Below are 20,720 nucleotides of genomic sequence, written 5' to 3'. Positions count from 1 at the left end.
ATGACTTTAGCAATCTTTATCACAGGCACCCTCGCCCTTCTTTTTGGGCTGTTACTTGGTTACGCTGCAATACGCTTTAAAGTAGAAAGCGACCCGTTAGTTGAACAAGTCGATAGCCTATTGCCACAAACTCAGTGCGGGCAATGCGGTTTTCCTGGGTGCAGACCTTATGCTGAGGCCATAGCCAATGATGGCGACGAGATAAACAAATGCCCTCCCGGTGGCGATGCAACTATAAAAAAATTAGCCGATTTAATGGGGGTTGAAGCAAAACCATTAAATGCAGCTCATGGTGAAGACGCTGCGGCAAAGACCATTGCTTATATTCGCGAAGATGAATGCATTGGCTGCACTAAATGTATTCAGGCATGTCCAGTAGACGCCATAATAGGTGCAGCAAAACAAATGCACACCGTGATCACCGATGAATGCACGGGGTGTGATTTATGCGTGGATCCCTGCCCTGTTGATTGCATAGATATGATCAATGTCCCGCAAACCTCTTCAACCTGGGACTGGAAAGAGAGTATTCAGCCTGAAACCCTCATTCCTGTTAAGGTGGTATCTTAATGGAAAGTTTCGATACTATCGTAAAACGTTTAAGTGAAAATCGCTTATGGCAATTTCCTGGAGGTGTAAAGCCTCAAGATAAAAAGGCCTTATCGAATACACACGCTATTCGTCGTCTACCTTTACCAGATTGCTTATACATTCCTTTAAAACAACATATTGGCAATAAAGGCTCCCTTATTGTTGAGGTAGGCCAACGGGTTTTAAAGGGCCAACCACTGACAAAGGCCTCAGGCCCATACTCTGTTCCTATTCATGCTTCTACTTCAGGAACAGTAAAAGCGATTGACGAGCACGTATCTGCGCACCCTAGTGGTATTGCAGAGCCCACATTAATGCTAGAGCCAGATGGATTAGACGAATGGATCAAGTTACATCCCAATCCTCACTACTCTCAGCTAGATAAAAGCACTTTAGTTGAGCTTATTTGCGATGCGGGAATAAGTGGTATGGGTGGCGCGGGATTTCCTACTCATATAAAAACAAACAATCCACAAAAGCTTGAGTTTCTGATCATTAACGGTATCGAATGCGAACCCTATATTACCGCTGACGATAGGCTTATGCGTGAGCATGCATGGCAAATAAGACAAGGCATAGACATACTGCAACATACCCTGAATCCGAAACATATCATTGTTGCCGTAGAAGATAACAAACCCGAAGCACTGGAAGCTTTACGTATAGCGTGTAAAGACAAACCTGATTGCTCATTAGTCTCCACGCCAACACTTTACCCAATGGGTGGAGAGAAACAACTCATTCAGGTTGTCACAGGCAGGGAAGTACCAGGAAAAGGTTTACCCTCAGACATCGGTATTACCATGTTTAACATAGGCACCTGTTTTGCTATTGCTGATGCGGTATTTAATGGTAAACCCTTAATCGAACGAGTTGTCACTCTGACCGGAGAAGCCGTTAAAGCGCCTCAAAATGTATGGGCATTAATTGGTACGCCTATTGCGTTTTTAACCGAACACGCGCAACTAAAATCATCAAAACGCTACAGCCAACGTATTATTATGGGCGGGCCTATGATGGGATTTACGGTGACCAGCCCGCGCGTGCCCGTAGTGAAAACCACAAACTGCTTGCTTATGCCCAAAGCCAGTTTCGCACAGCCAGAAGACATAGAACGTCCCTGTATCCGCTGTTCTGCGTGTTCAGATGTGTGTCCGGCAAGTTTGCTTCCCCAACAACTGTTATGGCATTCAAAAGCGAAAGAATACGACAAAGCCCAAGACTACAACTTATTTGATTGCATTGAATGTGGTGCATGCGCTTATGTCTGCCCTAGTGATATTCCTCTAGTGCAATACTACCGCCAAGCAAAATCTGCGGTACGTAGCGAAAAAGACGAAAAGCAGAAAGCCGAAAAAGCCAAAGCTCGTTTTGATGCAAGAACACAGCGCTTAGAAAACGACAAAAAAGAACGAGAAGAAAAGCACCAAAAAGCAGCTCAAGCCCGTCAAAATGCCAAAGCAAACGCAAATGACACTGCAACTGAAACAACTACAGCGCCTAAATCCGCTGCAGTAGCAGCCGCCATTGCTCGAGCTAAAGCCAAGAAACAGCAAACCTCTACTCCAGTATTAGAAACCGAGCAAAAAGAGCCGGCTCAAGTTGATGACAAAAAAGCCAAAGTTGCGGCTGCCGTAGCAAGAGCGAAGGCAAAAAAAGCGGCTTCATCTAACGCAATAGAATCCGAAGAAAAACTCGAATCTAATACCGAAGCTCCTCAACAAACCGAGGTCGATGATAAAAAAGCAAAAATAGCTGCGGCAGTGGCAAGAGCTAAGGCAAAAAAAGCAGCAGCATCTAACGGAGTAGAACCCAATGAAAAAACCGCCCCCACTATTGAAACAACACAACAAACTGACGCCGACGCAAAAAAAGCAAAAGTAGCGGCAGCAGTAGCAAGGGCTAAAGCAAAAGCCAAAGCAAAGGCGGAAAAGAATGCAGAATAGAACAACACAAGCATTAGCGTTCAAGGGGTTACGTAAATGATTTTGGGCACATCAAGCTCTCCTCATCATACGGCCCGTCGCTCAACCCAAATCATTATGCAATTGGTTATGTTAGCGGCAATTCCTGGACTATTGGCGCAGTGGTATTTTTTCGGTTGGGGCGTTGTCATTCAATTAGCACTGGCCATTGTTACTTGTGTAGGCTGCGAGGCCTTAGTGTTAGCTCTTAGAAAAAAGCCTGTTGTTTTTGTTTTAAATGATTACAGCGCAGTGTTAACTGGCTGGCTACTAGCAATATGCTTACCTCCCCTTTTGCCTTGGTGGATGACCGTCATAGGCTGTGTATTTGCCATTGTTATTGCCAAACAGCTTTATGGCGGCTTAGGTTTTAACATATTTAACCCCGCTATGATTGGTTATGTGGTTTTGCTGATTTCATTTCCAGCACAGATGAGCCAATGGTTGCCCGTCAATGGTCTTGCTGAGTTATCTCCCAGTTTATTAGACAGTCTATCGGTAATATTCACTGGGTTTACTGTATCTGGGCACGATATTGAACAGTTGCGCTACACCATAGATGGCGTTACCTCGGCCACACCATTAGATTCAGTAAGAACGGCTATAACACTGAATAATACCTATTCAGACGCCATCAACAGCCCTGTATTCAACGGCGGTTTATTGGCAAGTTGGGGAGCAGGTTGGGGCTGGATATCTGCTTTTTACTTACTGGGTGGAATTGCATTGATAATGGCAAATATTATTAATTGGCGTATTCCTGTAAGTGTATTAGTTGGGGTTGCTATTACTGCTACTGTGCTAAATTTATTGAATGGTGACCTCTATGGATCTGCTGTTTATCATTGGTTCAATGGTGCCGTGATGGTAGGTGCGTTCTTTATTGCAACGGATCCTGTTTCTGCCTCTACCACAGCAAAAGGAAAAGTAGTCTTTGGTGCGCTAATTGGCTTTTGGATCGTGATTATTCGCACCTTTGGTGGATACCCAGACGCGGTTGCATTCAGTATTCTGTTTTTAAACATGAGTGTTCCTCTTATTGATTACTACACCCAGCCTAGAACCTATGGGCACAGTACAAAAAACAGAGCTGAAAACAGTGCAGAAAAACGTAAGAAGAAATCAAACTGATGATAGAAAAATCGATTTTAAAGCACGGTGGTTTGCTCGCATTATTCGCAATCGTGACAACAGGTTTAGTGTCGTTAACTTATTTAGGCACAAAAACCAAAATTGCCGTTCAAATACAACAACAGCGACTGGCTTTATTAAACGCAGTTATCCCGTCTGATTATTACAATAATCAATTAACTACATCTTGTGTCACTGTAACTGACCCAAGATTAGGAGGCGAGCAAACGGTTTATCTTGCTTCGCTAAATGGTACTCCATCGGCTTTTGCAATAGAAACAACGGCAACCAATGGCTACTCAGGTGATATTGATATGATTGTTGGTGCTGATGTGTCTGGTAATGTACTTGGTGTTAGAGTACTTAAGCACAAAGAAACACCTGGGCTTGGCGATAAAATAGACCTCTCGGTATCTGATTGGATTTTATCTTTTAACGATAAACACTACTCAAGTTCAGTGAAAAACCAATGGAAAGTCAAAAAAGATCAAGGTCAATTCGATCAATTCACAGGCGCGACCATTACCCCACGGGCCGTGGTGGGAACGGTTGCGCAAACGATGCAATGGCTAAGTGAGCAGTTGACCGAAAAACGTACCACCTTCGCAGCATCACCACATTGTGGAGTGAACACAAATGAGCAATGAAGACAATTCTCAAAAAGACATGTTCAAAGATTTAGCCATACAAGGATTATGGAAAAACAACCCAGCCTTGGTGCAATTGTTAGGCTTATGCCCTTTACTTGCAGTGACCTCGACATTCATTAACGGATTAGGTTTAGGGCTTGCTACCCTTATTGTGCTAATCGGCTCAAATATTACTGTCTCTGTGGTTCGACAGTGGGTGCCCAATGAAATCCGTATCCCAGTGTTTGTAATGATCATCGCCGCCTATGTCACCGTAATAGAATTACTGATGAATGCCTATACGTATAACTTATACCTCACTCTGGGTATTTTTATTCCATTGATTGTAACTAATTGTGCCATCATTGGCCGCGCCGAAGCCTTTGCATCAAAAAACTCAGTTTTGCTGTCTGCCTTTGATGGTTTAACAATGGGAATGGGGTTTACAGTAGTGCTAGTACTTTTAGGTGGACTAAGAGAAATAATCGGAGCTGGAACCCTATTTGCGGGTGCAGAACGCTTATTCGGTGATATTGCAGCCGGTTGGAGTATTACTTTCTATCAAGGTGATACCACGTTTTTATTAGCCATTTTACCCCCTGGTGCATTTTTAGGTATGGGATTAATCATTGCCGTTAAAAACAGCATTGACGCAAAATTAGAAAAAGTACAAACAAAGAAAAACACAGTGACAATCCAACGTGCTCGTGTCACCACTGAAGTTTAATTAGAGATAACACTTTGACCACAGTAAACACTCAAACACTCAGTAAACAGCAAAAAGTCGATGCGATAATCGGTATTTTAGAAAGCCTTTATCCAGAAGTTCCTATTCCACTGGATCACACTAGCCCCTACACACTTCTTGTCGCCGTATTATTGTCGGCACAATGTACTGACGAACGAGTAAACCAAATTACCCCGTCTTTATTTGCAAAAGCCGATAATCCCTATGATATGGTTAAGCTTAGCATTGAAGAAATTCGTGCAATCATCAAGCCTTGTGGTTTATCACCAAGCAAATCCAGCGCAATTTGGCACTTATCTGATATGATTATTCATCAACATGACGGCAAGGTTCCGAAGAGTTTTGAAAGCCTTGAAGCTATGCCTGGTGTTGGCCACAAAACAGCCTCAGTGGTTATGGCTCAAGCCTTTGGCGTCCCCGCATTCCCTGTTGATACCCATATTCAGCGATTAATGTACCGCTGGGGGTTGTCTAACGGCAAAAGTGTTGAACAAACCGAGCGAGATGCAAAACGGCTTTTCCCCAGAGAAAAGTGGAATGACCTGCACTTGCAGATTATTTTTTATGGACGTGAATATTGCCCCGCTCGTGGCTTTTCTTTAGAAAAATGCATGATCACTCGCCAATATGGTCGTAAGAGCTTTATCAATGAAGTGCTTAAAGCCGAAGAAAAGAAAAAATTAAAGAAAAAACGCTAAGGTCGAAAAACTAGGATGCCCTTATGAGAATACTTCACACCATGTTTAGAGTCGCTGACTTACAACGTTCTCTCGATTTCTATATCAATACCATGGGCATGCAGTTACTCAGGCAGAAAGACAACGAAGAGTACGAGTATTCACTGGCCTTCGTTGGTTACGGCAGTGAAGAAGACGGAGCCGTAATCGAATTGACTTACAACTGGGGAAAAGATGATTACGATATGGGAAATGCCTTTGGTCATATCGCCCTGGAAACTGACGATATTTATAGTTTATGCTCGACCTTAGAAGAGAAAGGCGCAGACGTTTACCGTAAACCTGGGCCAGTAAAAGGCGGCAGTACTTTAATTGCCTTTGTCAGAGACCCCGACGGCTACGCCATTGAACTGATTCAACACTAATTATTTCCCGTTCAAAAAAATATAGTCTGGCGCTACTCGTAACTTAGACCTCCATAAAGTATTGCCCTATGGGTACTCCTATCAGAGTGCAGCCATCTTATAATGTATTGAAACCTAATTCCTATTTTTAATACGACTGTGATTTCATCTAGTAACTTTAAGTACAATCATTTGGTTAAAGCCGCTACAATCTCTGGGAATTTCTAACATCGGTTAAAGTCATCTTAAAAAGAACGAAACGTATGAAAAATATTGAAGAAGTAAAGTTTGTTGTATCTCTTACAACGTATGGAAAGCGTATAAAAACCGTGAGTGAAACAATAAACACTCTTATAAATCAAACGATTAAGCCAATCAAAATCATTTTGTGGCTTGATGAAATGGAGTTTACTTCTGACACTATTCCAGACGACCTTAAAAAATTAATCAGCAATGCTTTTGAGGTAAAGTTCTGTACTAATTTACGTAGCTATAAAAAGCTAGTGCCAACGCTCTCGCTTTACCCTGATACAACAATAATTACTGTTGACGACGACTTTAAATACCCAAAAAACCTGTTTTCTGAATTACTCGCTCAACACGTCTTGTACCCTAACCATATAGTGGCTGGGCGTGGAAGAGTTATCAATATACAAGATGAAGAAATACAGTCTTATTCTAGCTGGAAACGCATATCGCTCACTCAGCCAGTAATAGCAAAACACGCTATTCTACCTATAGGGTACAGCGGCGTATTATACCCTGCCGGTTCGTTGCATCCCGATGTAACAAACTCACACCTTTTTAATACATTGGCGCCATATGCTGATGATTTGTGGTTCAAAGCAATGGCCATGCTAAACAACACCCCAACCATAGTGTTAGCATCAAGAGTAATGAACTCACTGAAACCTATTGAAGACACACAGGATATTGGGCTTTATAACACTCATAATGCACAAGACGGTAATACGAAACAAATGAAAGCAATTTCTGAACATTACCCAGATATAAGAGCAATGCTCAATAGTCGAAATTTTTACACCTATGAATACCCATTCAATGAGTTAGTTGATATGGCAAATGCAGCGAAAGTTGGAAAGCACACAAAAGATACGGTACATGAAATAATACGTGCAGCCATTTCATATGAAAAATCAGATATATCCATGGCGCTAAAATTAATGTTACTTGCAAAAAAAGTGAAACCTTTAGGGCCTATGGTAGTAAGAAAGGTGAAAGAATATAATGGTAAACTCAATGCTGATAAAAGCGGTAACAAATAAAACCAGGTCAAATACGAGAGCACACAAGCAGCATCCATTGCTAATATTAGCTGCTCTCTTTAGTCTTATTTTACCGTCCGCCGTAGCGTTTGCCTTCGACATTATTGCTCACCGCGGCGCACCCGGTTATTTGCCTGAGCACACGTTAGAGTCCACTGTTTTCGCCCACGGGCAACAGCCTGACTATATAGAGCAAGATATAGTGCTTACAAAAGACGGCATTCCCATTGTTCTACACGACATTCACCTGGAAACTGTGACTGATGTAGAAACAAAATACCCAAATAAAAAGCGTGCTGATGGTAGGTGGTATGCCATTGATTTCACGTTAAATGAAATCAAACAGCTTCGTGTTCATGAAAGGCAAAATAATAATCAAACTCAAGTGTTTCCAGCACGTTATCAAGGCCTCGGTCATTTCACTCTTGCCACTTTTGAAGAACATATCACGACAATACTGTATCTGAATAAAGCCACAGGTAGCAACATTGGTTTGTACCCCGAAATAAAATCACCTGAGTTTCACAAGGCCGAAGGTTTTGATATTAGTGCAACCGTCGTTCAACTACTAAACCAATATAAACTGAATAATCACAATGCCAACATTATTGTGCAATGCTTTGATTTTAAAGAAATAAAAAGACTAAGAACTGAGCTAAACCTCAATACAAAATTAGTTCAGCTACTCGCCGAAAATGAATGGAATGAGTCTTCAACAGATTATGATTATTTGCAAACGGAAGCGGGGCTAACAGAACTTTCTCGTTATGTAGACGGTGTTGGTCCTTGGTTTAATCAACTTATTGTTCAGTCCGAACAAAATTGGCAATACACTGAATTAACCCAAAAACTCAAAAAAACTAATTTATTTATTCACCCTTATACCTTCAGAGTCGATGCGCTACCTGAAGGACAAACGGCTCATTCTTTATTGTCACTCTTAAATGAAATTCCCGTTCATGGCATATTTACCGATCAGGTACCACCAGTAAAAGCATGGGCCGAGCAAACTAAGAACGACTAAGTTGCACCACAACTCGTCGGTTTTTTGCTCGCGCTTCAGGTGTATCATTGGGCGATATGTGTCTTCGTTCACCGTGCCCGGTTACATCAATTCTATCGCCTTCAACGCCCATTTCTACAAAATACCCTTTTATGGTTTCAGCCCGTTCAACAGAAAGCTGTTGGTTTTTGTAGCGCGCGCCATAAGCGTCTGAATAGCCATCAACAAGGACTAAATCTAAGTTGTTATCTGCTTTTAAATACTCACCGATTCGGTTGAGTTGCTTCTGGGAATACCGTGTTAAATCAATACTATTACTTTCATACGTTAACACCGTATAAGCAATATCTTCAAAGCTATAAGGAAGCAAATTAGTAATACAATCGGTAAACGCAGTATAGGTATCATAGAAATTACTGGCATTTAAACTAACAACCACTTTATCGTTGTCGTTGTACCAATCTTGATAATGCAAAGTAGGCCGAAACCCTTTTTCTAACTCTGAGAGCATAGTCCATGCGACTTTTTCAGGCAGATCGCCATCGTACTGTGTTCGCAGTGTCATATCGGCAATTTTACGCTGTGCTTTTCCCGGCATCCACGACGGAGGTACCGAGTAAACAGCGGCAGTATCAAAATGCTTAGGAAGTAACTTCATATCTAAGTCAAACAACATATTTAGTTGTTTCGACGCAACACTACTAAAAATGGCAACGCCATAGCCAGGCACATTGTGTTCCAAAGCACACTGAAGTTTTGAGTCAGTTTTTAACACCCACTGAGAAGATTCTATAGGTGCATTGTAATGACGCATTGCAGCATTTGCAGTTGTGCAAAGACCGATACTTATGGCGAGTGTTAAAAGTCGATATTTCATTGTGCTCGTTTCTTTCCCGTTAGCTCTACTCGTTATCGTCATTTAAACAGATAGCTTTAGTCTTAATATAAGAGCTGTTGCCCGTCACCGCAAATGGTATAATTGTATTTATGCACTATTGATTGGTATCTCATGAGTAATTCTTCCGACACATTTAACACTCGTTTTCGCGGTTATTTTCCCGTCGTTATTGACGTAGAAACTGCGGGATTTAACCCTAAAACTGACGCCCTACTTGAAGTAGCCGCGGTGACATTGAAATTCGATGAAAACGGTTTTTTAGTGAAAGATGTTATTGAGCATTACCATGTTATCCCATTCGAAGGCGCAAATATAGAACCCGCCGCCATTGAGTTTAACGGTATTGACCCTCACTGCGCGTTACGTGGCGCAGTGTCTGAAGAAGAAGCAATAAAAGGCTTGTGTAAAGCGGTTAGAAAAGCGCAAAAAGCAGCTGATTGCCAGCGCTCAGTTATCGTTGCCCACAATGCTCATTTCGACCAATCGTTTATGAATGCGGCCATTGAACGAGTCAATTTAAAGCGCTCACCTTTTCACCCCTTTGTTTCTTTTGATACAACCAGTCTTGCTGCTTTAACTCTTGGTCAAACTGTATTAGTTAAAGCGTGTCAGGCGGCAGGTATAAGTTTTGATCAAAAAGAAGCGCACAGCGCTTTATATGACACACAAAAAACGGCTGACCTTTTTTGTTATATGGTCAACCGTTTTAAATCATTAGGGGGCTGGCCCCTCATAACTGAAGAAAATTAAAGTTCGTCAGATTTTTCCGCTAAGTATTTAGCGACACCGGCTGGGCTAGCATCCATACCTGATTTACCTTGCTGCCACCCAGCAGGGCACACTTCTCCGTGCTCTTCGTGGAAGGCTAGTGCGTCAACCATGCGCAGCATCTCGTCAATGTCTCTACCAAGAGGTAAGTCATTAATAACTTGGTGGCGAACAAGCCCTGTTTCATCAATTAAGAAAGAGCCGCGGAACGCAACACCTGCATCAGGATGCTCAACATCGTAAGCTTGGCAAATTTCATGCTTAACATCAGCTACAAGGGTATATTGTACTGGACCAATTCCGCCTTCATTTACGGGTGTGTTTCTCCATGCATTGTGAGAAAACTGAGAGTCGATTGATACCCCAATCACCTCTACACCACGTGATTTAAAATCTTCATAGCGTTTATCAAATGCTATAAGTTCTGAAGGACAAACAAATGTGAAATCTAAAGGGTAAAAGAAGACAACGGCTTTTTTGCCTTTAACCGCTTCACTGAATACAAATTCATCAACAATTTCGCCAGTACCTAATACTGCCGCAGCTTTAAAATCTGGCGCTTGGCGCCCTACAAGTACACTCATTATTCACTCCAATTATAGTAAGCTGTAACCCTATGTTTACACAGTATCAATTGGTCCAATTTAACCAGAATCAAGTCAAAACAGAAATTATTTTCAGTTGCAAAAACATCAAATAGCAATTATTATCATTATCAGTTTATTTTTAAGAGTTTTAGCATGTTCGTTTGTATGTGTTTCGGTGTTACCGACAAAGACATAAAAAATGCAGTATCTAATCATGGTGCTGGGAATATGCGTGAACTAAAACAAATTGTAGAGTTAGGTTCAAATTGTGGAACCTGCATTCAACTCGCACAAAGTATTATAGATGAAACTATTGTTGATGAATCCTTGTTCAAAAACGTAGGCTAATACAAATAATTGAAAAGAAAAAGCCGACATCATGTCGGCTTTTTTTATTCTGCGGCTTTATGTTTCTCTGCCGTTTCTTTTACCAAGCTTTGCAGCTCACCTTGCTGGCTCATTTCCATGATGATGTCGCAGCCACCAACAAGCTCACCGTCTACCCAAAGCTGAGGGAAGGTCGGCCATTCTGCATATTTTGGCAATTCTGAACGAATATCAGGATTTTGTAGAATATCCACATAAGCAAAGGCTTCTCCGCAAGACATTAACGCTTGAGATGCTTGAGATGAAAAACCACAGCTAGGCAACTTAGGTGATCCTTTCATATACAACAAAATGGGGTTTTCGCTAATCTGCTCTTTGATACGTTCAATTGTGGTTTGTTCTGAACTATCCATACATTCTCTCTCTTAATGTCTGTTTCACGTCTTTATGTATGTGGGATTGTATTGGTTATTTTCAAGCAATCCAAGGTAAAAGGTTTAAAACGACTTAATCAATAGCGCAATTGCCATTAATACACCATAAACCACAATTTGATGAGCAATATAAAAAAACAATGAATGTTGCCCTAACCAAATAAGTGGCTTCATCCATGTTGCGGGCGTGGTTTTAGAGACTCGACCAACCAAAGAATAGGCGCTTACCATTCCCAATAAAAATACACCAAACCAAGGGATCAACGGAATGTAGTCTACGCTACTGGGGCGATGGCTCATTAACCCAAATGGATAGAGCCATAGGTTTGATACTAGCCCCCCTTTCCCCACAATAGCGTAAGTTATTAAAATAATGGCCGCGGGTATCAGCGCCCAATACTTCAATTGCTTAAAAAATGGCGCGAGCAAAAGTGCAGCGGTAAAAAAGTGTAAAACACCAAATTTGACAAATTTATCGGGGAACACTAACCATGTTATCAAAGATATTGCTGCGGCAATTCCACCAAGTTTAAGTAACCGCCGATTTAACTGCGGCCAGTTTACGCCATTTTGAGTACTTAAAATAAACGACATTCCGGATACAAATACAAAAGTACCTAAACCTATTTTTTGATATACAACCCAAAACAATGAACGTGTCAGTGGCTCGCTTATAAGCCCAAGCGCATACAAGTTATACACGGTATGAAAAATAGGCATAGATACACAGGCTATACCTCGTACAATGTCTACCTGATAAATTCGATTTGAAAGATTCTTTATTGCTAGCATTAACACATTACATCAATTTGTTATTCAGCCTTAAGTTTATCACTCGGCGACTCGCAAACCACAGCTAGTTTTAACGCCTTTTCTTGCTGATAGCTATGAATACGACTGACAGAGCCACAATAGGCTGACAAATCTAGCCACGGAACCCAACGAGGGTTTTCTGTAAAAACGTGATTTAACAATAATTGCGGGCCTTGCGCTGTTAATACCGCACCATCCTTCAGCCAAGTATAATATGTGACATTATTGGGCATAATGGTTAGCTTACTGGCCTTTGCTTTTCCTTCTGCCAGTGACATTAACCACAGGTTATTATCACCACCAAACTCTTTTGTATAACTCACTGCATTTTGGTTTGGAATAGACCATAAACTGGGACCAATATTAGAATCGATAATACTCGCACTTCCATTGCTGTATAAGCGTTGTAACGTGTGAGGTTCACCTAATACAAAGGCCAGTGCAGTCTCAGGTTTTTCCCACACATGATAACCTACAGGCTCAGCAGGATGTAATTTCCCCAAAGATTTACCTTCTGAACTGAACGACCAAAGCCATTGTTTTCCAGCTTCGTCAACAAGAATTGAGCTAAAGCCCTTAGACGTAGGTGTTGCAGAGTACTCAGATAAACCAGCAGAATGAGTCAAATTCGTTGAGGTTTTATCGGTTAAGTTATAATAAAAAATATCGGTTTGCGCTGCGTCCTTTCCAAGTGCTTGAGTAAAGTACACCCCCTCTCCTGATGGGGTAAAATAAGGTTGGTTCGAATACTCTTCGTTGTCAGTGATACGGGTCACGCTAAAATGGCGGTGGTCTTTAATATCACTTATTGAAACAAGGATTAAGTCTGAGGCGACTTGGCCTTTGGAGCCAAACGAAAGGCTTACACAAGCCATCACAAATAAACACCAAGCTAATTTTTTTACATCAAACACGACTTTTCCTTCATCTCATATACATTTAAAACTACGATTTTTCTTTTAAATATTTTATTTTTATGTTCTGTTAACAAAAACGACACATAAAAATCACAAATGAAAAATAACAAAGTTCTACTTTACACTCTTATCGTTTCGTTAGGTGGGTTTATATTCGGTTTTGACGCATCGGTTATCTCCGGCGCTATCGCACAAATTACTACAGAATTTGAACTCTCTACAATAGAGCAAGGGCTCATTGTCAGCGCCCCTACTCTAGGTGCTATCGTCGCCACGATTTTTGCGGGTTTTCTTGCGGATACCTTTGATCGCCGTACCACCCTCAAAATAATTGCATTTTTGTACTTAGTAAGTGCAGCGCTCTCTGCCATCGCAATAAATGAAAGCTGGTTGATAGCCGCTCGATTCATCGGCGGTCTCGCATTTTGTTCATTAATGATAGCGCCTATGTATATTGCCGAAATATCTCGTCCAGAGGCCAGAGGAAAAATGGTTTCTATAAACCAACTCAATATCGTCATTGGTTTTTCCGTGGCCTATTTTGCAAATTATTTCATTCTAGGCTTTAGCCAATCTAATGCGCTATGGGTAACGCATTTTGGTATCGACACCCATACATGGCGATGGATGCTGGGCTTAGAAGTTTTGCCCGCTCTTTTGTATTTCATTGGTTTGTTTTTTATTCCTAAAAGTCCTCGTTGGTTAACAGTCACGGGCAGACACAATGAGGCTAAAACAGCGTTATCAAAACTGTATCCCGCTATGAGCGAGCAGGAACAAAGCAGAGAAATTTTGCACATTGAAAACACCGGTAAGGTTTGCTCACCTTTAGTTAATCGTTTGAGCGCTTTGTTCGGCTCTAAAATGCGCTTCGTGCTCGGTGTGGGTTTGATTGTTGGAATAGCTCAACAAGTCACGGGGGTAAATGCGATTTATTTCTATGCACCTAGCATTTTTGAGCAAAGCGGAATCGGGACTAACGCTGCATTTGCGCAAGCCATTTGGGTGGGAGTGATCAATATCATATTTACGTTAGTCGCCATGGCCTTAATTGACAAAGTGGGAAGAAAGCCTTTATTGCTTTTTGGTTTAACTGGCGTAGTGATAAGTATGCTTATCTGTAGCTATGGTTATCGAGAAGCACAATACGTTTTAACCGCTAACGACATCGCAAGCTTGACTCAAATCGACAAGCATACGGAGCTTAGCGCAATACAAGACGTAATTTACAGTTCAGACGTTGAGTTCAAAAATGCAGTTGCAGATCTCATTGGAAGCGTAAACTTACAATCTCATCAAGGCGCTATTATACAAGCTGCAGCACAGCTTAATGCCACACTAATACTCCTTGGTATTCTGTTTTTCGTGGCGTCTTTTGCCGTATCATTAGGGCCTGTTATGTGGGTCATGTTTAGCGAAATATTCCCCAATCACTTAAGGGGTTTAGCAATTTCAGCCGTAAGTGTTATAAATAGTTTGTGTAGTTTTATCATCACATTGGTATTTCCTTGGGAACTAGAGAATTTAGGTTCGGCCACAACATTTATCCTGTATGGCGTGTTCGCTGCCGTAGGCTTTATGATGGTTTACAAGTTCGTACCTGAGACCAAGGGCTTATCACTAGAAGAAATAGAGAAAGAGTTAAACGCTATTACCCACAGATAATTATAGCGTTAGACCTGCGAATATATATCAATAGGCTTTGTTTGCCACAATTGAGAGATGTTATTCATCTTTTCTCTTGTTGGTCCATATATTGGCACAATGAGCGCGATTAATTCGTTATTTTCTAACTTAGAGCTGGGCTGGATCGTCTTTCCATTAAAAGTGTGCCCTGCTAAACTCATGTCGTACAAAATAATATCCTCTTGAATAATCGCATCAAGAAGCTTAGTACAACTTTTAATTAATAAATGAAAGTCACCTCCAATTCCCCATAACCCTACTTGATGACCTTGTTCTAATAAGGCCAATATTTTCTTTTGACTGTTTAATAGGTATGTATTGTATTGGTTAAAGCGAAGAGTGATTACCTCAGTTATTGAATGTTTTCCAATCGTCGTTAGCGAACTATTTAGTTCTGTCGATTTTTTTAGGATCACCATCAGCCTTGGAATATCGCCGGTAATCAAATGTTTGTATTTGACAACGTTAAGTCCGGCTTTATGGGCAATAGCGTTAAGTGATTCAAGAGTGTAATAATGAATATGCTGACCATGGATCAAATTCGTAAACTCTAAATTTAACCTAGTTGCATTCTCTCCACTATCGGGAACTTCGATAAATATCGTACCGTCATGACTTAGGTTTTTTGCAATATCTAAAAGAAAATCAACAGGAGATAAAACGTGCTCTAAGACGTGGGTACTAATCGCTAAATCTATTGTTGAACTGTTAAATGACTGAGCGATTTCTGATAAGTTGTTCAAATCAGCCGAGATATGATTGATAGTGTTTGATTGAATGTTGTCATGGAAATCGACGCTATTTAACACCAGATTTAATTGAGGGAAATCCTTTTCTATTTGTTTTAGTGTTAGCCCTGCTCCGGCACCAAAATCAACAACATTCGAATTGGGTTGAATATAGTCTTCGAAAAAATCAACCATTTCCTGATAAGGTGATCGAGCTCCAGTAGGAGTATTGCACCACATATCGGGTTCGCTGGTATTCGAAAAGTACAGTGCTTTAAAAATGTCTTCTGTATAGACTGTACTGATTTGTACATGCTGACAACTTAAACATTGTGATATCGTGAAGTCTATCTCTTGTCTTTCCAACTCTACTGCGGACGTGTTCCATATGCCCCCTGTAAGAGTGTTTAAATCTTGCCATCGTTTTTGTCCACAGACTTGGCAGTGAGAGCGAGACGTAACATCTAATGTTGTCATATTTTTGAATCCATCATGGCGTAAACATCAATTACATTTTTAAACTCTTGGCTTAAAGCCAACATTTTCACTCTTGTTTGACCCGAAAACACACTAATGTAAATGTTGTGGCTAACATTTGATATTTTCGAGCTAGATAATACTTTCTGAGTTAAAAAATATTTGTCACTGTACTGTTGATCAAATAACTTTATTTTTTTGCTCTTTATTAATTCAATTAATTCACGGTTTTCACACAATAAACTATAAAAATCGGCTCCAATTCCCCAAAGACCAACAGTACCTTGCTGTTCAACTTCTTCAATAAGGGTCAAAGTTAATGTTTCCCTTATCCGTTGACAATGAGCTTGGAAATGGAAAACACTTTTTTGAGCGTCATCTGATTTAATGTGCTGTATTGCTATATCTTGACAAGGTTTAGACAAAATAAATTGTAAACGTGGAACATCACCTGTTGAAAACTGTGAATATTTTTTTACTTCAAGACCCGCTAACTGTGCTGTATATCTCAAGGTATCCACTGAAAAGTAATGGATATGTTGCATATTAATAAGATTACTCACTCCTATCGACTTTTCGTTATGAGGATTAGAAAAATCGGGGACTTCAATAAATATTCTGCCGTTCTCAGATAAGAGTTCTTTTATCCCTCGAAGGAATACTACTGGATTCTCAATATGCTCTAGTACATGAGATGCCATAGCCAAACTAATACCTTGAGGCCAGTGTGATTGCTCAAGACTGCTAAGTTTATTCAGGTCGTGTGACAAATACGTAATCCCTTGTTGAGAAAACCTATCATTAAAGTCAATGCCAAAAAGTTTAGCGTTAGGATTTGCCCGATTTGCAGCAGCGAGTAGCTTCCCTTCCCCGCAACCAAAATCTACGATAGTGTCGATATGCTCTTCTTGACCAGCAAACTCATACATTTCTTGATAAGGTGTATCATCGTTTAGCTTTGACTCATGCCACATTATTGGTGCTTGTTCAGAATGAAAGTACAGGCGTTGAAAAAGCTCACTGGTATATTGAATAGCCACTTGTACATGACCACATTGTAAGCATTGCGCTATAGGATAATGGCCACTATCACGGGACATTTCATTGCCATTCACTTGCCATACACCAAAAATAATTGACGAGAACTGGTCCAATTGCTGAGACTCACACAATCGGCAAGGTACGGTTGATATATTCGAGTTATTAATTCGTAATCCCTCCATCAATAGTAATGGTTTGCCCAGTAATAAATGCCGCACCATCAGACAATAAAAATGTCACTGCTGGGGTAATATCATCCACCGAGCCTAATCTGTGCATGGGAGTTCTACGTATAATTTGTTGACGCTTGTTATCCGATAATGTGGACGACATTTCTGTGTCTAAATAACCAGGAGCAATGGAGTTAACGGTTATATTGCGTCGTCCATTTTCTCTTGCCAAAGCCCTCGTCAAGCCATCTAATCCCGCTTTAGACGCCGAATAGGCCGCCAAGCCTGTATAACCTCGAGTACCAATAATAGAACTAATATTCACAATGCGCCCAGCACTATTCTGCCTTAGAAACACTCTGAGTACTTCTCGCGCAAGATATAACGCACCATTTAAATTAACTTGTAATAAGTCATCCGATTCGAGGTTAGGAAATGAGGCTAAAACCCCTTCTTTCGCAACACCTGCATTATTTATAACTGCCCATAAGGGGACATCTTGTGCCCACTCACATGCAGATTTAACAAAATCAGCAGTTTGCTGCGCGTCCCCAATTTGACAAGGAAACCACTGAAAACAGGAATAAATATCTTCAAGTTCGGTCATTGCATTAGTTTTAGTACGGCTGCAGGTCGATACGTGATAGCCATTTTGTAGTAAAGATTTTACGATCCCTAGTCCTAAACCTTTGCTACCACCACTCACGATGACATGTTTCATTAAAGGCATCTTTGTTTTTTCCCTGCCGAAGTTAAAGTCAATTGTTCACAATACGTTATGATTCTTGGGCGAGCTTCAGCCAATAGGTGTGGGCAAAAAGAGTTAACAGCGTGCTTGGCTAATTCAGTCTCGGAGCTACAAATTTCAGCACAAACTAACGCCCCAGTAATAGGATTCGCTTTTACAAACACCCGCGCGTCTTTTACATGTTCAAGGTTAATTAACTGTTGTTCAATATCTTCTAAGTTAACTTTGGCCCCACCTACATTCACAATATTGTCTTTTCTACCAGTGAATAGCACTCTGTCTTCTGTTACTGCTACGCAATCCCCTGTATCAATATACCCTTTGCCATTGACTAAAATAAGCGTATCTTTCAGCTGCATACACCATCCGCTAAATGCTTCTCGCAACCATGTTTTAGGAAACCCAGCCAGCCCATCTTTCACTGTAAAAACAACACCTGATTCAGTTGTTGCGTAAATATGTCGCAGAGCTGCATCAGGAAAGTTCAACTTAACAGCGTCAAGAGTCCCTTGGTCGGCAATTTCCCCCCCAAGGCTAACTAAACGAACAAGGGGTTTCGTTTTTTTCCAACACAATAATAACGCCCGCATAAAAGAAGGCGTAGCACTCAAGGCGGTGACTTGTTGCTCAATCGCCAACTGAGCTTTTTGTGTAACATTCGCGTTTACATCTGCTACTAAGACATCACTTGCGGCTATCGCTTGCAAAATAACCTGTAAACCGGCGTAACTCATTGGGTGATAACACAACAACCAACAACTCGCAGCTTCACTTTTTCTTTTATTGGTTGGCATCAAATCATGCAAAACATGAAACACTAATTTTGCTGGGCCTGTGGTTCCTGAAGTGAACAAACCAATACAAAACTCGGCTGGGAGCTCTTCAATATCCATCGTTTGACCACTGCGATTAAATATCACAGGAATATCTGCAGCAATCCCATCAACTATAGCTTGAAGCATCTGCGCTACTAGACTCTGTTTACGGTTATGAGTCGTACCTGATAACTCAATATATTCCATGGAACGGCGTTCTTTCGAGTAAGAGAAATCTTTAGCTTCATAGCTTTTCCCTTGTTCTATAAGTTTGAAAGAACTACTTTGCAAAAACACTAGTTTTCAATACTCTCGTACAGTTCAACAAGCTGACCAACATTATAAAAGGTTTTAAAGCCGGATCGAAATGGGTCCAAACCGGTATGCATTTCAAGACTCACAATTAGGGTCGCAAGATCTAAAGAATCCATAGGTAAGTCAGTTAAAAACTCTGTTTCAAGTGTAATGTCAGTAACTGTTTCGCCCTTTTGTAAAAGGATCTGCCTTGTTTCATCTACGATGAACTGCAATATATTACTCATGCATTTTCCCAGTCATTATATGCAGCTTTTATGGTGTCTAAGCTAAAATGCTGCTTTTGTTTATTCCAATCTTCTTTGAGCTGCTCAAAAATATGTACATCAAGAAGCTCATTATTTTTACTAATATGTTGCCTTAAATAGCCAACGTATCGTGTTTTATGGATTGATTGTAATTTGACAACTTTCTCATTTGCATCAAGGATATAGTTAACAATCTTATTCAGTTTCAACTGATAAAACACATAGTTGCAGATATAGGTATGTAATGTAACTGCGTATTTTAATCTAGCCTCACGAGAATAAATATATGAACCAGTGCTGCACCTTTGATGTTGATAATTGATATCATCAAAACACAAAAAGCCCACGGGTTCTTTATCATCCAAGATCATATACCCACGGTAATCGTCTCGGCCCTGCAAAGACTCTATCCACGAGACTTGCTTTGCTATTGTCGGATCGACTAAATCCGTATACATACCTTTTGTAATTTCAGGTGAAGTACGCCATTCAAGTAGTAAAGCAGCGTCATTCACATCAATTCGTTTAAAATATAACGCCATAATTTACACTTAATTAGCTAGATAGCCGCCTTCCACTGGTAGGGGAACTGAATTGATCCACTTGGCAGCATCACTTAACAAAAATGCTACTGCATTAGCGACATCCTTTGGCTCTCCAACCCCCATAGGGTGTTGATTCAAGATGTGCTGATACTGAGCATCGGTCATACTTTGTTTAGTACGAACTGCCATATCGGTTTCAACGAGCGCTGGAGCCACACAATTAACCCGAATGTTATCTCTCAATAGCTCCATGGATAACCCTCTTGTCAAAGACATAAGCCCCGCTTTACTGGCTCCATAAACAGTGTTACCCGTTTGGCCAATTAACCCCGCTATTGAAGCTACAAAAACGATAGAGCCTTGTTTACTCCTATCTCGTTTGATTCTAAATCCTTGGCTAATGGCCATTGCACTAGCAAGGTTCACATGCATAGTGTCATCAAAAAAACCTTTTTCAAACATACGTATAGGCTTGGTAATTTGTATGCCAGCGCAATGAACAAAACTATCTAGATAACCGTACTCTTTCGTTAACGTTTTGACCCAGTCGCACAATCCATTTGTATCTGCCATATCAAAAGGCGCAAGCACATGGCCATTACCTTCAAGTAATGACATTGTTGATTTTAACGAATCGAGATTACGGCCATTTAATACTAGTTTTGCACCAAGTTCAGATAGCAGAATAGAGCAAGCCCGACCAATTCCAGAGGATGCCCCCGTTATAAGTACTCGTTTACCACTAAAATCTAACGGGTTGTTAATCATGC

24 protein-coding genes are annotated in these 20,720 nt (G+C 40.8%); 12 read left to right on the top strand and 12 right to left on the bottom strand.

Features of this window, described 5'->3' with window-relative positions:
* The 9 genes from rsxB to glpQ all read left to right on the top strand — a co-directional run bounded on the left by rsxB (position 1) and on the right by glpQ (position 8,454).
* Positions 1–570: an electron transport complex subunit RsxB gene (rsxB, locus tag J3L16_RS10100; protein ID WP_207612856.1), complete on the top strand. Its 570-nt coding sequence runs from the start codon at positions 1–3 to the stop codon at positions 568–570.
* Positions 570–2,537 (top strand): electron transport complex subunit RsxC, encoded by a 1,968-nt coding sequence (gene rsxC / locus J3L16_RS10095; RefSeq protein ID WP_207612855.1) that lies wholly within the window; start codon positions 570–572, stop codon positions 2,535–2,537. Before rsxB ends, rsxC begins: the two co-directional genes overlap by 1 nt.
* 36 nt (positions 2,538–2,573) lie before the next feature.
* A complete protein-coding gene (gene rsxD, locus J3L16_RS10090; protein ID WP_207612854.1) occupies positions 2,574–3,686 on the top strand; it encodes an electron transport complex subunit RsxD in 1,113 nt (370 codons plus the stop codon).
* Positions 3,686–4,333 (top strand): electron transport complex subunit RsxG, encoded by a 648-nt coding sequence (rsxG, locus tag J3L16_RS10085; protein WP_207612853.1) that lies wholly within the window; start codon positions 3,686–3,688, stop codon positions 4,331–4,333. The genes rsxD and rsxG overlap by 1 nt, the downstream gene beginning before the upstream one ends.
* 19 nt (positions 4,334–4,352) lie before the next feature.
* Entirely contained in the window at positions 4,353–5,042 is a 690-nt protein-coding gene (locus J3L16_RS10080; RefSeq protein ID WP_207612903.1) for an electron transport complex subunit E, read from the top strand.
* A gap of 14 nt (positions 5,043–5,056) precedes the next feature.
* Complete coding sequence (nth, locus tag J3L16_RS10075) at positions 5,057–5,761, top strand: endonuclease III (RefSeq protein ID WP_207612852.1); 705 nt, start codon at positions 5,057–5,059, stop codon at positions 5,759–5,761.
* Between the two features lie 23 nt (positions 5,762–5,784).
* Positions 5,785–6,165, top strand: a complete 381-nt coding sequence (gene gloA / locus J3L16_RS10070; protein ID WP_207612851.1) for a lactoylglutathione lyase — start codon at positions 5,785–5,787, stop codon at positions 6,163–6,165.
* Positions 6,166–6,407: 242 nt separating this feature from the next.
* Positions 6,408–7,430, top strand: a complete 1,023-nt coding sequence (locus J3L16_RS10065) for a hypothetical protein (protein ID WP_207612850.1) — start codon at positions 6,408–6,410, stop codon at positions 7,428–7,430.
* A complete protein-coding gene (gene glpQ, locus J3L16_RS10060; RefSeq protein WP_242698789.1) occupies positions 7,393–8,454 on the top strand; it encodes a glycerophosphodiester phosphodiesterase in 1,062 nt (353 codons plus the stop codon). The genes J3L16_RS10065 and glpQ overlap by 38 nt, the downstream gene beginning before the upstream one ends.
* Here the strand turns inward: glpQ and J3L16_RS10055 are convergent.
* Positions 8,441–9,310 carry an OmpA family protein gene (locus tag J3L16_RS10055; RefSeq protein ID WP_207612849.1) on the bottom strand — a complete coding sequence of 290 codons (870 nt, stop codon included), beginning with the start codon at positions 9,308–9,310 and terminating at the stop codon, positions 8,441–8,443. The genes glpQ and J3L16_RS10055 overlap by 14 nt on opposite strands.
* Positions 9,311–9,442: 132 nt before the next feature.
* Here J3L16_RS10055 and rnt point away from each other — a divergent pair, with 132 nt between their 5' ends.
* A complete protein-coding gene (gene rnt, locus J3L16_RS10050; protein WP_207612848.1) occupies positions 9,443–10,081 on the top strand; it encodes a ribonuclease T in 639 nt (212 codons plus the stop codon).
* Here the strand turns inward: rnt and J3L16_RS10045 are convergent.
* Positions 10,078–10,683 (bottom strand): peroxiredoxin C, encoded by a 606-nt coding sequence (locus J3L16_RS10045; protein WP_207612847.1) that lies wholly within the window; start codon positions 10,681–10,683, stop codon positions 10,078–10,080. The two genes, rnt and J3L16_RS10045, sit on opposite strands and share 4 nt — an antisense overlap.
* Positions 10,684–10,839: 156 nt before the next feature.
* Here J3L16_RS10045 and J3L16_RS10040 point away from each other — a divergent pair, with 156 nt between their 5' ends.
* Positions 10,840–11,034 (top strand): (2Fe-2S)-binding protein, encoded by a 195-nt coding sequence (locus tag J3L16_RS10040; RefSeq protein ID WP_207612846.1) that lies wholly within the window; start codon positions 10,840–10,842, stop codon positions 11,032–11,034.
* Between the two features lie 44 nt (positions 11,035–11,078).
* On the opposite strand, the gene J3L16_RS10035 is transcribed toward J3L16_RS10040, so the two are convergent.
* The 3 genes from J3L16_RS10035 to J3L16_RS10025 form a co-directional block, all read right to left on the bottom strand.
* The gene (locus tag J3L16_RS10035) at positions 11,079–11,426 is read right to left on the bottom strand and encodes a Grx4 family monothiol glutaredoxin (RefSeq protein ID WP_207612845.1); all 348 of its coding nucleotides are present in this window, start codon (positions 11,424–11,426) and stop codon (positions 11,079–11,081) included.
* A gap of 84 nt (positions 11,427–11,510) precedes the next feature.
* Positions 11,511–12,239, bottom strand: coding sequence for a heparan-alpha-glucosaminide N-acetyltransferase (locus tag J3L16_RS10030; RefSeq protein WP_207612844.1), 729 nt, complete (start codon positions 12,237–12,239; stop codon positions 11,511–11,513).
* Positions 12,240–12,259: 20 nt separating this feature from the next.
* On the bottom strand, positions 12,260–13,174 hold the full coding sequence (locus J3L16_RS10025; RefSeq protein ID WP_207612843.1) for a hypothetical protein: 915 nt from the start codon (positions 13,172–13,174) through the stop codon (positions 12,260–12,262).
* A gap of 99 nt (positions 13,175–13,273) precedes the next feature.
* On the opposite strand from J3L16_RS10025, the gene J3L16_RS10020 reads away from it, so the two are divergent.
* The gene (locus J3L16_RS10020; protein WP_207612842.1) at positions 13,274–14,842 is read left to right on the top strand and encodes a sugar porter family MFS transporter; all 1,569 of its coding nucleotides are present in this window, start codon (positions 13,274–13,276) and stop codon (positions 14,840–14,842) included.
* Between the two features lie 8 nt (positions 14,843–14,850).
* Here J3L16_RS10020 and J3L16_RS10015 read toward each other — a convergent pair whose 3' ends face one another.
* The 7 genes from J3L16_RS10015 to J3L16_RS09985 are packed head-to-tail and all read right to left on the bottom strand — an operon-like array spanning position 14,851 to position 20,718.
* On the bottom strand, positions 14,851–16,068 hold the full coding sequence (locus J3L16_RS10015; protein WP_207612841.1) for a class I SAM-dependent methyltransferase: 1,218 nt from the start codon (positions 16,066–16,068) through the stop codon (positions 14,851–14,853).
* Positions 16,065–17,240, bottom strand: a complete 1,176-nt coding sequence (locus tag J3L16_RS10010; RefSeq protein WP_242698788.1) for a class I SAM-dependent methyltransferase — start codon at positions 17,238–17,240, stop codon at positions 16,065–16,067. The genes J3L16_RS10015 and J3L16_RS10010 overlap by 4 nt, the downstream gene beginning before the upstream one ends.
* Before the next feature lie 31 nt (positions 17,241–17,271).
* Entirely contained in the window at positions 17,272–18,000 is a 729-nt protein-coding gene (locus tag J3L16_RS10005; protein WP_207612839.1) for an SDR family oxidoreductase, read from the bottom strand.
* Positions 18,000–19,133, bottom strand: a complete 1,134-nt coding sequence (locus tag J3L16_RS10000; RefSeq protein ID WP_242698787.1) for a class I adenylate-forming enzyme family protein — start codon at positions 19,131–19,133, stop codon at positions 18,000–18,002. The genes J3L16_RS10005 and J3L16_RS10000 overlap by 1 nt, the downstream gene beginning before the upstream one ends.
* A gap of 5 nt (positions 19,134–19,138) precedes the next feature.
* On the bottom strand, positions 19,139–19,384 hold the full coding sequence (locus J3L16_RS09995) for a phosphopantetheine-binding protein (RefSeq protein WP_207612838.1): 246 nt from the start codon (positions 19,382–19,384) through the stop codon (positions 19,139–19,141).
* Complete coding sequence (locus J3L16_RS09990; protein ID WP_207612837.1) at positions 19,381–19,947, bottom strand: GNAT family N-acetyltransferase; 567 nt, start codon at positions 19,945–19,947, stop codon at positions 19,381–19,383. The genes J3L16_RS09995 and J3L16_RS09990 overlap by 4 nt, the downstream gene beginning before the upstream one ends.
* Before the next feature lie 9 nt (positions 19,948–19,956).
* Positions 19,957–20,718, bottom strand: a complete 762-nt coding sequence (locus J3L16_RS09985) for an SDR family oxidoreductase (RefSeq protein WP_207612836.1) — start codon at positions 20,716–20,718, stop codon at positions 19,957–19,959.
* Positions 20,719–20,720 lie beyond the last annotated feature (2 nt).

Origin of the sequence: Alteromonas sp. 5E99-2, assembly GCF_017368475.1 — a bacterium.
Lineage (GTDB): Bacteria > Pseudomonadota > Gammaproteobacteria > Enterobacterales > Alteromonadaceae > Alteromonas_F.
This window is presented reverse-complemented; position numbering and strand designations above follow the sequence as displayed.

Bases quoted from the DNA above. Each gene is read 5' to 3' on its own strand.
- rsxB (WP_207612856.1), top strand. From the start codon at position 1: ATGACTTTAGCAATCTTTATCACAGGCACCCTCGCCCTTCTTTTTGGG.
- rsxC (WP_207612855.1), top strand. From the start codon at position 570: ATGGAAAGTTTCGATACTATCGTAAAACGTTTAAGTGAAAATCGCTTA.
- rsxD (WP_207612854.1), top strand. From the start codon at position 2,574: ATGATTTTGGGCACATCAAGCTCTCCTCATCATACGGCCCGTCGCTCA.
- rsxG (WP_207612853.1), top strand. From the start codon at position 3,686: ATGATAGAAAAATCGATTTTAAAGCACGGTGGTTTGCTCGCATTATTC.
- J3L16_RS10080 (WP_207612903.1), top strand. From the start codon at position 4,353: ATGTTCAAAGATTTAGCCATACAAGGATTATGGAAAAACAACCCAGCC.
- gloA (WP_207612851.1), top strand. From the start codon at position 5,785: ATGAGAATACTTCACACCATGTTTAGAGTCGCTGACTTACAACGTTCT.
- J3L16_RS10065 (WP_207612850.1), top strand. From the start codon at position 6,408: ATGAAAAATATTGAAGAAGTAAAGTTTGTTGTATCTCTTACAACGTAT.
- glpQ (WP_242698789.1), top strand. From the start codon at position 7,393: ATGGTAAACTCAATGCTGATAAAAGCGGTAACAAATAAAACCAGGTCA.
- J3L16_RS10055 (WP_207612849.1), bottom strand. From the start codon at position 9,310: ATGAAATATCGACTTTTAACACTCGCCATAAGTATCGGTCTTTGCACA.
- rnt (WP_207612848.1), top strand. From the start codon at position 9,443: ATGAGTAATTCTTCCGACACATTTAACACTCGTTTTCGCGGTTATTTT.
- J3L16_RS10045 (WP_207612847.1), bottom strand. From the start codon at position 10,683: ATGAGTGTACTTGTAGGGCGCCAAGCGCCAGATTTTAAAGCTGCGGCA.
- J3L16_RS10040 (WP_207612846.1), top strand. From the start codon at position 10,840: ATGTTCGTTTGTATGTGTTTCGGTGTTACCGACAAAGACATAAAAAAT.
- J3L16_RS10035 (WP_207612845.1), bottom strand. From the start codon at position 11,426: ATGGATAGTTCAGAACAAACCACAATTGAACGTATCAAAGAGCAGATT.
- J3L16_RS10030 (WP_207612844.1), bottom strand. From the start codon at position 12,239: ATGCTAGCAATAAAGAATCTTTCAAATCGAATTTATCAGGTAGACATT.
- J3L16_RS10020 (WP_207612842.1), top strand. From the start codon at position 13,274: ATGAAAAATAACAAAGTTCTACTTTACACTCTTATCGTTTCGTTAGGT.
- J3L16_RS10015 (WP_207612841.1), bottom strand. From the start codon at position 16,068: ATGACAACATTAGATGTTACGTCTCGCTCTCACTGCCAAGTCTGTGGA.
- J3L16_RS10005 (WP_207612839.1), bottom strand. From the start codon at position 18,000: ATGAAACATGTCATCGTGAGTGGTGGTAGCAAAGGTTTAGGACTAGGG.
- J3L16_RS09995 (WP_207612838.1), bottom strand. From the start codon at position 19,384: ATGAGTAATATATTGCAGTTCATCGTAGATGAAACAAGGCAGATCCTT.
- J3L16_RS09990 (WP_207612837.1), bottom strand. From the start codon at position 19,947: ATGGCGTTATATTTTAAACGAATTGATGTGAATGACGCTGCTTTACTA.
- J3L16_RS09985 (WP_207612836.1), bottom strand. From the start codon at position 20,718: ATGATTAACAACCCGTTAGATTTTAGTGGTAAACGAGTACTTATAACG.